10 protein-coding genes are annotated in these 8,973 nt (G+C 43.1%); 3 read left to right on the plus strand and 7 right to left on the minus strand.

Annotated features, from left to right (window positions below; translation table 11 throughout):
• On the plus strand, positions 1-831 hold an 831-nt coding region (locus B4K20_RS06910; RefSeq protein ID WP_289282368.1), incomplete at its 5' end, for a GGDEF domain-containing response regulator.
• Here the strand turns inward: B4K20_RS06910 and prmB are convergent.
• From prmB to hxlA (B4K20_RS06945), 7 genes are all read right to left on the minus strand, one after another.
• Positions 828-1,754 (minus strand): 50S ribosomal protein L3 N(5)-glutamine methyltransferase, encoded by a 927-nt coding sequence (gene prmB, locus B4K20_RS06915; RefSeq protein WP_289282369.1) that lies wholly within the window; start codon positions 1,752-1,754, stop codon positions 828-830. The two genes, B4K20_RS06910 and prmB, sit on opposite strands and share 4 nt — an antisense overlap.
• The gene (gene leuC, locus B4K20_RS06920) at positions 1,751-3,160 is read right to left on the minus strand and encodes a 3-isopropylmalate dehydratase large subunit (RefSeq protein ID WP_289282370.1); all 1,410 of its coding nucleotides are present in this window, start codon (positions 3,158-3,160) and stop codon (positions 1,751-1,753) included. Before leuC ends, prmB begins: the two co-directional genes overlap by 4 nt.
• Before the next feature lie 143 nt (positions 3,161-3,303).
• Entirely contained in the window at positions 3,304-3,843 is a 540-nt protein-coding gene (hxlB, locus tag B4K20_RS06925) for a 6-phospho-3-hexuloisomerase (protein WP_286303581.1), read from the minus strand.
• 11 nt (positions 3,844-3,854) lie between these two features.
• Positions 3,855-4,490, minus strand: a complete 636-nt coding sequence (hxlA, locus tag B4K20_RS06930) for a 3-hexulose-6-phosphate synthase (protein ID WP_286303582.1) — start codon at positions 4,488-4,490, stop codon at positions 3,855-3,857.
• 166 nt (positions 4,491-4,656) lie between these two features.
• Positions 4,657-5,640: a transaldolase gene (locus B4K20_RS06935; RefSeq protein WP_286303583.1), complete on the minus strand. Its 984-nt coding sequence runs from the start codon at positions 5,638-5,640 to the stop codon at positions 4,657-4,659.
• A gap of 150 nt (positions 5,641-5,790) precedes the next feature.
• Complete coding sequence (locus B4K20_RS06940; protein WP_286303584.1) at positions 5,791-6,108, minus strand: hypothetical protein; 318 nt, start codon at positions 6,106-6,108, stop codon at positions 5,791-5,793.
• Positions 6,109-6,419: 311 nt separating this feature from the next.
• Positions 6,420-7,061 carry a 3-hexulose-6-phosphate synthase gene (gene hxlA, locus B4K20_RS06945; protein ID WP_007147026.1) on the minus strand — a complete coding sequence of 214 codons (642 nt, stop codon included), beginning with the start codon at positions 7,059-7,061 and terminating at the stop codon, positions 6,420-6,422.
• A 193-nt stretch (positions 7,062-7,254) separates the two neighbouring features.
• Between hxlA (B4K20_RS06945) and B4K20_RS06950 the strand changes: the two genes are divergently transcribed.
• Both B4K20_RS06950 and B4K20_RS06955 read left to right on the plus strand, forming a co-directional pair.
• A complete protein-coding gene (locus tag B4K20_RS06950; protein WP_289282371.1) occupies positions 7,255-8,100 on the plus strand; it encodes an HAD-IIA family hydrolase in 846 nt (281 codons plus the stop codon).
• Positions 8,101-8,124: 24 nt separating this feature from the next.
• On the plus strand, positions 8,125-8,973 hold an 849-nt coding region (locus tag B4K20_RS06955), incomplete at its 3' end, for a dihydroxyacetone kinase subunit DhaK (RefSeq protein WP_289282372.1).

Below are 8,973 nucleotides of genomic sequence, written 5' to 3' on the forward strand. Positions count from 1 at the left end.
GCATGGGAGGCCTTTAAAGGTGGTGACTACGATCTGGTCATTACAGATATTATGCTTGAAGGCAGTATGAGTGGCATTACGCTGGTACGAAAAATTCGGCGTATGCAAAGTGAATATAGCAATGTGCCCATTATTGCTACGTCTGGTTTTGACAATATGTCTCGTAAGATTGAACTATTCCATCTTGGCGTTAATGACTATGTGTCAAAACCGATTGTGCGTGAAGAGTTGAGACAGCGTGTATTTAATCATGTCACCAGCTACCAAACGACACAGGAACTGCGTACCCAGCAAAAGTCTTTACACAGTCTGGCTATGCTGGATGATACGACGGGCTTATTTAATCGTCATGCACTTCGTGAATTCGCAGGTAAATACTTCAGTGAGGCTTACCGCTTTAGCCGTTGTTTATCTCTGGCTGTGATTGATATCGATCACCTCAAAGATATTAATGAACATCATGGGTTTGAACGTGGTAATCAGATGTTAGCTGAGCTTGGTTCATGGTTGAAACGTCATGTGCGTGACGTGGATCTTGTTGCTCGCTGGGCTGGTGATGAGTTGGTTTTACTTTTGCCTGAGTGCGACCTAGCTTCAGCAAAAAATATGATGGATCGCATGGTGCAACGTTTGAGAAAACTCAAACCAGCTGACTTAGACGTGACCGTCAGTGTCGGGATTGCTCAATTACGGCAAACAGATAACGATAATCTCAACAGTTTGTTTGAGTTAGCAGATAAAGCAATGTATCAGGCTAAAATGGCGGGGCGCAATTGCGTTAAAGTGTATACAGAGCCTGAATCTATTCCCGAGTTGAGTGATAACGATTAGCCGTAAAGCTGTTTAAAGAGTTCACACTGGTCTTTGTCCAGCATGAAAATACCGTGGCCGCCATTTTCTAACTCTAACCAGGTAAACGCAATCTCTGGCCATTTATCATCCACAGCGAGATCGGTGTTACCTACTTCAATAAATATCAGACCATTTTCTGTCAAATGATCGGCCGCACCGGAAAGAATTTTTGTGACTAAGGCTAAACCATTATCATCTGCTTCAAGTGCTGAGTTTGGCTCATGTCGATACTCTTCAGGCAAAGAAGCCATTTCCTCTGCTCCCACATAGGGCGGATTACTGATAATCAGATCATATTTTTCATCGGTAGATATCTTTTGCCATATATCCGACTCAAGCAACGTCAGTTGATCCTCTAATCCATATTTCTGACGATTTACTCTAGCGACATCTAAGGCATCAGAACTGATATCACTGGCTGTGACTTCAGCTTGCTCAAAGGCCATTGCCAATGCGATAGCAATACAACCACTACCAGTACACATATCTATAATTCGTGTGATGGAGTCAGGTGCAGCGACCCATGGTTGGAACTGTGTTTCTATTAATTCAGCAAAAGGGGAGCGGGGAATAAGGACACGTTCATCCACAAAAAAAGGTAAACCAGCAAACCAAGCTTCATTGGTGAGATAAGGTAGTGGAATACGTTTCTCAATCCGCTTTTCAATAGCGATGAGTAGGGTCCGCTTCTCATCCTGCGTGAGTCTGGCGTCAAGAAATACATCCGGAAGCGTATCGACAGGAAGATGCAAACTACTCAGTAACAATTGTGATGCTTCATTAAATGCATCCTCATTACCATGACCAAAAAATAATCCCGCTTCATTGAAGCGGGATGTAGACCATCGTAAAAAATCACGAAAAGTATTTAATTCAGATTGAACAGCTAGGTAATCAATCATACGTTTTGTGTGATATCAACAAAGTGACCAGCTATCGCAGCTGCTGCAGCCATAGCGGGGCTGACTAAATGTGTTCTACCACCTTGCCCCTGACGGCCTTCAAAGTTGCGGTTTGACGTCGATGCACAATGTTCACCTGCTTCGAGACGGTCCGCGTTCATGGCCAGACACATTGAGCAGCCCGGGTCACGCCATTCAAAACCGGCTTCGATAAAGAGCTTATCTAAACCTTCTTGCTCTGCTTGTTGTTTAACTAAACCAGAGCCAGGCACAACCATGGCTTGTTTCACACTGTCAGCGACTTTACCGCCCTGAATGGCTTCTGCAGCTTCACGCAGATCTTCAATGCGAGAGTTTGTGCAGGAGCCAATGAATACTCGGTCTAAATAGATATCTGTAATCGGCTGATTAGCTTGTAGCCCCATATATTTGAGCGCTTTTTCCATGCCGTTGCGTTTAACGGCATCTGATTCTTTGACAGGATCGGGAATAGACGAATCAACTGAAACAACCATCTCAGGAGACGTGCCCCAAGTGACTTGAGGTTTAATTTCTTCTGCTTTGAGTACCACGACTTTATCAAAATGGGCGCCGTCATCTGAGTGAAGTTCACGCCAAGCGTTGACGGCTTTATCCCAGTTTTCACCAGAGGGCGAAAAAGGACGGTCTTTCAGATAGTTAATCGTGGTTTCGTCAACCGCAATCATCCCCGCACGTGCGCCAGCTTCTATGGTCATATTACAGACTGTCATGCGACCTTCCATACTCAAAGCCTGAATCGCTTCACCGGCAAATTCGATTGCATAGCCTGTACCACCTGCAGTACCGATTTCACCAATGATAGCCAGAACGATATCTTTCGCTGTGATGCCGGGTTTAACCTGACCCTCGACACGCACTTGCATGTTTTTGGACTTACGTTGAATCAGGCATTGAGTCGCCATGACATGTTCGACTTCGGAAGTACCAATACCAAACGCTAGCGCACCGAAAGCACCATGAGTTGATGTGTGAGAGTCACCACAAACTACCGTCATACCAGGCAGTGTCGCGCCTTGCTCGGGTCCAACAACATGCACAATACCTTGCCGTAAATCATTTAATCCAAATTCAGTGATACCAAATTCGACGCAGTTGCTATCGAGCGTATCTACTTGCAAACGTGAAATAGGGTCAGCAATCCCTTGTTCGCGATGTGAAGTGGGGACGTTATGATCTGGCGTCGCTAAAATTGAATTTAGGCGATAAGGTTTACGTTCAGCTAAACGGAGCCCTTCGAATGCTTGGGGGGAAGTCACTTCATGAACCAGGTGACGATCAATGTAGAGTAAAGCTGTCGTGCCATCTGACTCAGAACGAACGACATGTTGTTCCCAAAGCTTATCGTAAAGTGTTTTTGCTGACATATCTCTATTAAAACCGATTAGTGAGTTATAAGTATCCTGGCATTATACAGCGTCAGAGATGTAAGCTCTATCTGAACTGATGGCAAAAAAAAACGGGTAACCCGAAAGTTACCCGTTTCATTTTTACTGCTAAGGAAAAGTGATTATTCCATATTAGCGTGTCTGTATCGCATTTCTTCTTCTGGAATACCTTTCTCATGGATAAGATGAGAAACGATGGCTTCCAAGAAAATCAATGTCGATAATTCAAACATAGTACCCATAGGCATGCCCTTTGTAGGAGCAAAGCTATCATCGTTACCAATTTGAATTGTCTTGTCCGCTATATCACCAATCGTTGAACTTGCTTTAGAGCAGATTAATACTACTTTAGCTTTCTCCGATTTAGCTTTGTTCGCGAATGAAACCAACTGAGTTGTTTCACCTGAACCTGAGATAACGATTAATAAATCGCCTTCACGGATGCTAGGTGTGCTGATTTCACCTTGAACGTATACGGTGTAACCACTATGCATCAACCTCATACCCAAGAAGTTACCAACAAGACGTGAACGTCCGGCACCTGTAATGAAGATGCGTTTAGCACCATCACACATGGCAACGAATTCAGCTTCAAGAGAACTGTCAGTAGCCCCTAAAATATCAGTGATTTTGTTTACAACTAGATCACGATGCATTGTCATTTTTCTAATCCTTATGCTGCGTCAACTAATGCACGCAGTTCTTTTGCAGATTCAGCTGGAGATGGAGCGCCGTAGATAGCCGCACCAACAACAACGATGTCAGCACCAGCTTGAACTGTGCTTTGGATTGTATCTTTGTTGATACCACCAGCAACAGAAACTTTAACGTTCAGACCTAAACCAGCGATAGTTTTCAGATCTTCAAAAGGTGTTTGACCAGCAGCTTGTGCGTCAAGACCAGTGTGAACACCAATGATGTGTGCACCGTTAGAAGCCGCTTCTTTAGCAACAGCCGCTTTATCTTCAACACCGATTAAATCGATTTGAGCTTCAGCGTTGTTTGCGTTAGCAGCTTTGATAACGCCTTTCATTGTAGCCATGTCAGAAGCACCTAAAACTGTAGTGATGTCACCACCAGCTTCAAAGAAAGGAGTCGCTTCGTATTCACCAGCGTCCATTGTTTTCAGGTCAACCAGGATTTTTTTGTCTGGGTGAGCTGCTTTCAATGCTTTAACCAGTTTCAGACCGTTGTATTTGATACAAGGTGTACCGATTTCAAGGATATCGACATATGGCGCTACTTGTTCAGCCAGAGCCATTGTTGCGTCAAAGTCCAATGAGTCAAGAGCCATTTGGATTTCAGCCATGTTACATACTCCTAATTTATAGTAAAAATTATTGTTATCACGCTTGCTTATGTGAAGCGGGACTATATGCAGAAATCAGTGACAAGTCAATTTCACTGACCCTGCTGCATTCGGGCCCACTCACCAATGGAGTGGGCTGAATACGGGGAAATTTAATTCTGACGAATTAGCTTTCCAGTTCTGCAAGACGGTTAGCCAGTAACTCTTCAAGTGTTTCAAGAGCTTTAGCAAAACCATCAATACCTTCTTGTAATTTTTCAGTCGCCATGCGGTCTTCAGCATGCATAGCTTTGAAGGTTTCTTCTGTCATGTTGATGCGTTCAACATCCGATGCTTTCGCATCTTCAACATTTAACTTACGTGGTAAGTCACCTTCTGTTGAATGTAATTCATCCAGTAGGGCTGGAGAAATAGTGAGAAGGTCAACACCTGCTAACTCAGTGATTTCACCGACATTACGGAAGCTCGCGCCCATTACTTCGGTTTCTAAACCAAACTTCTTGAAGTAGTTATAGATTTGAGTAACAGAAACAACACCTGGATCTTCAGCTGGCTCGTAAGAATCACGGCCTGTGTCTTTTTTGTACCAGTCGAGAATACGGCCAACGAAAGGTGAAATCAGTTGGATACCATTTTCGCCACAAGCTACCGCTTGGTGCAGACCAAAGACTAGAGTCAAGTTGGTGTGAATACCTTCTTCTTCCAGAACTTTAGCAGCCATTACACCTTCCCAGGTTGCTGCGATTTTGATAAGGATACGCTCACGTGAAACGCCTGCTGCTTCGTATTGAGCAATCAGGTCACGACCTTTAGCGATAGTTGCTTCAGTATCAAATGACAAACGCGCATCAACTTCTGTAGATACACGACCTGGAACGATATCCAGAATTTTCAGACCAAATGAAACAGCTAAACGGTCAAAAGCCAGAGAAACTACTTCTGACGCGGGTGCATCTGCACCTAATGTTTCACGAGCCGCTTTCAATGTGTCATCAACAATACCTTGGTATTGTGGCATTTGAGCTGCAGCAGTAATCAGTGAAGGGTTAGTTGTAGCATCACGAGGTGTAAATTTTTCGATAGCTTGAATATCACCAGTATCGGCGACAACAACGGTCATTTCCTTAAGCTGATCAAGTAAAGTAGCCATGTTTCGTACCTTTAATTTTTAAGTTAAAAATTAACAGTCAACGTGATATCACGCAGACTGTATGGTTGATTTTTTTGATTATTATGTCGGCAAAGCCGGACTACTGCCCGGCTTTATTCCGTAAATCTTGGGTGCAAGCTGAAGGTTAACTTAACCTTTGCTTTGAATGTAACGTTCAACACCTGTCATTGGTTTAGCTTGTGCTTTGTTACGAATATATTGTTCAACGCTAGTGATAACGGTGACGGTTGTTGCTTTATTTCTGATGTATTTTTCAACACCAGTTAGTTGTGAGCCACTATTCGATTGGTTTCTGATATAACGCTCAACACCTGTCAAACCATCATTCGTTTTTGCTGCTGCTGGGCTGCTTGGCTTAGCACTGCTGGTTGGAGCAGAACTAGGACTTGATGAAAACAGGCTTTTAAAAAATCCACAAACTGATGCTAAGAAACCTTTGTCACTCATAATATTATACCCCTGTTACATTTTAACCCCATCTGCCCAACAAAACGAGGTTGGTGCAACGGGTAAATTACTATTTTAGATTAATCGTGGCAAGTCGGAAGAACCTTAGCATATGCCTAAAAGTCGACTTGATTTGTGACTAACCCATCCTGAATTATTGATATTGGTCAATTAAAATCGTAATTATTATCAATACACATTGACCAATATCTTACCTCATTATTTAAATTAATAAATCAACCAGGTAAGCATGAAAAAAAACGAGCGGTCATTGACCACTCGTTTTATTTTCTTCTTTAAGCAATATTTGCTTATGCTGCGTCAACTAAAGCACGTAATTCTTTAGCTGCTTCAGCTGGAGAATCCGCACCGTAGATTGCTGCACCAACAACAACGATTGTTGCGCCAGCACGAACAGTGTCTTGAATAGTGTTTTTGTTCAGACCACCAGCTACTGAAATACGCACGCCTAAGTTTAAGCTAGCGATATCTTTCAGATCAGCGAAAGGTGTTTGACCAGCAGCTTGTGCGTCAAGACCAGTGTGAACACCGATGATTTGAGCACCGTTACGAGCTGCTTCAGTTGCAACTGCTTTTTTGTCTTTAACACTGATTAAGTCGATTTGAGCTTCAGCGTTGTTAGCGTTAGCTGCTTTGATTACGCCGCCCATTGTCGCTTTGTCAGAAACACCTAATACTGTACAGATGTCAGCACCTGCTTCATAGAATGGAGTCGCTTCGTATTCACCAGCGTCCATTGTCTTCAGGTCAACCAGGATCAGGTTGTTAGGGAATTTGCTTTTCAGTGCAGTAACCAGTTCAAGACCGTTATATTTAATGCAAGGTGTACCGATTTCTAAGATATCGACATAAGGAGCAACTTGCTCTGCAAGCGCGATTGTTTGATCGAAATCCAGAGAATCCAGTGCCATTTGAATAAGTGCTTTTGCCATGCTGACATGCTCCTAATTAATTTAATTTATGAGTTATTACGTTGAAAATACGCTCGCAGACTATAAAGCAGATTTGCAGATGCTGTCAATTTTTGACTTGATCTCAACATTTAGCTTCTTTTTTATTACTGGACACAATGATTTGCATTATGCGACTCTTTTTGACCAAATTACATAGTTGCGAGGATCTATTTTGAATACAGAATCTGCGGTCTGTTTGGATAATGTAGCTGGTCTGATTATTGACATGGATGGGGTGCTTTGGCATGGCAATAAACCCATGAAAGGAGTGGAAGCGTTTTTTCAACTATTGAGAAAAAAACACATACCTTTTGTTTTGGCGACAAATAACGCCAGTTTGACTCAGCAGCAATATATAGAAAAATTAGCCTCAATGAATATTGATGTCGCTGCGAACGAAATTCTCACTTCCAGTATGGCCACAGTTAGCTATTTGTGTGAACACTTATCAGCAGATAAAAAACGCGTTTTTGTAATCGGGGAGGATGGTCTAAAACAGCCCCTGCGTGATAATGGATTTGTGCTGACAGAGTTATACGAAGTAGATCAGCCTGAAAAAGGTATCACAGGGCGAACAGCAGATATTGTTGTGTCAGGACTCGATCGCCACTTAAGTTGGGATAAATTGGCAACGGCAACCCTAAATATCAATGCGGGTGCTGCCTTTTATGCAACAAACTCAGATGCCACATTACCTACTGAGCTCGGTGAAGTTATGGGTAATGGGGGCGTACTTGCTGCACTCGAATCTGTGACCGGTGTCAAGCCGATATCAATTGGAAAACCAGCGCCTATTTTGTACGAACAGGCTTTGAAAATTTTAGGTACAACAAAAGAGACAACCGTTGCGATAGGTGACCGTCTTAATACGGATATTTTGGGTGCTGTTAATGCGGGTATCCGCAGTGTCTTAGTATTAACCGGTGTGTCTTCTGTTGAGGATGTTGAGCAGGTTGATTATCAACCCACATGGATTCTGGATGATTTGGCGGCACTCACCAAGGCCTTGAAAAACTAGCTAGATATAAAAAGGAAGCGAGAGATGAAAAAATTAATCAATGCTGTGGACAGTGTGCTTGAGGAAAGTTTGAGTGGGTTTGCTAGAGCACACAGCGATATTATTCAATTCAATCAACAACCCCACTTTGTTAGTCGAAAAAATAAGTCTGAAAATAAAGTCGCTCTGATTTCTGGTGGTGGTGCTGGTCATGAACCATTACATACTGGATTGGTGGGAAAAGGCATGCTAGATGCGGCTTGTCCTGGACAGGTGTTTACATCACCTACTCCTGACCAAATGATGATGGCTGCTCAGACTGTTGAAGCGAGTGCTGGCGTGTTGTTTATTGTTAAAAATTATGCCGGTGATGTGATGAATTTTGAAATTGCGGCCGAAATGTTGGATTGCCCACATGAAACTGTACTGGTGAATGATGACGTATCCTTACCCAAAGATCACAGTACTGGCCGTCGAGGTGTCGCAGGGACATTAATTGTAGAAAAAATCGTCGGTGCGGCTGCAGAAGCAGGCGCTGATCTAGCCACTTGTAAAAAGCTGGGTGACAAAGTCGTCAATGCCACTGCGTCGATGGGATTGGCTTTAACGAGTTGTACGGTACCTGCCTTGGGTCAACCCACTTTTGATATTACAGATAATGAAGTCGAAATGGGGGTTGGGATTCATGGTGAGCGCGGTCGTGAAATCATGAACTTAACGACTGCTGATGAGTTAGTTCAGATACTGGCTAAAGCGATTGATGAGGATTTGCAGCCAGCGAAAGGACAGAGCGTGTTACTACATGTGAATGGCTTTGGGGCGACACCATTAATGGAGCTGTACCTAGTCTATGATATCGCTTCTCATTTTTTTGAGGAGCGTGGTATAGAAATT

Origin of the sequence: Methylophaga sp. UBA5088, from assembly GCF_002414625.1 — a bacterium.
GTDB classification, from domain to species: Bacteria; Pseudomonadota; Gammaproteobacteria; order Nitrosococcales; family Methylophagaceae; genus Methylophaga; species Methylophaga marina.

Coding starts and splice junctions, on each gene's coding strand:
- B4K20_RS06935 (WP_286303583.1), bottom strand. CDS start 5,640: ATGGCTACTTTACTTGATCAGCTTAAGGAAATGACCGTTGTTGTCGCC.
- hxlA (WP_007147026.1), bottom strand. CDS start 7,061: ATGGCAAAAGCACTTATTCAAATGGCACTGGATTCTCTGGATTTCGAT.
- hxlA (WP_286303582.1), bottom strand. CDS start 4,490: ATGGCTGAAATCCAAATGGCTCTTGACTCATTGGACTTTGACGCAACA.
- B4K20_RS06940 (WP_286303584.1), bottom strand. CDS start 6,108: ATGAGTGACAAAGGTTTCTTAGCATCAGTTTGTGGATTTTTTAAAAGC.
- hxlB (WP_286303581.1), bottom strand. CDS start 3,843: ATGACAATGCATCGTGATCTAGTTGTAAACAAAATCACTGATATTTTA.
- leuC (WP_289282370.1), bottom strand. CDS start 3,160: ATGTCAGCAAAAACACTTTACGATAAGCTTTGGGAACAACATGTCGTT.
- prmB (WP_289282369.1), bottom strand. CDS start 1,754: ATGATTGATTACCTAGCTGTTCAATCTGAATTAAATACTTTTCGTGAT.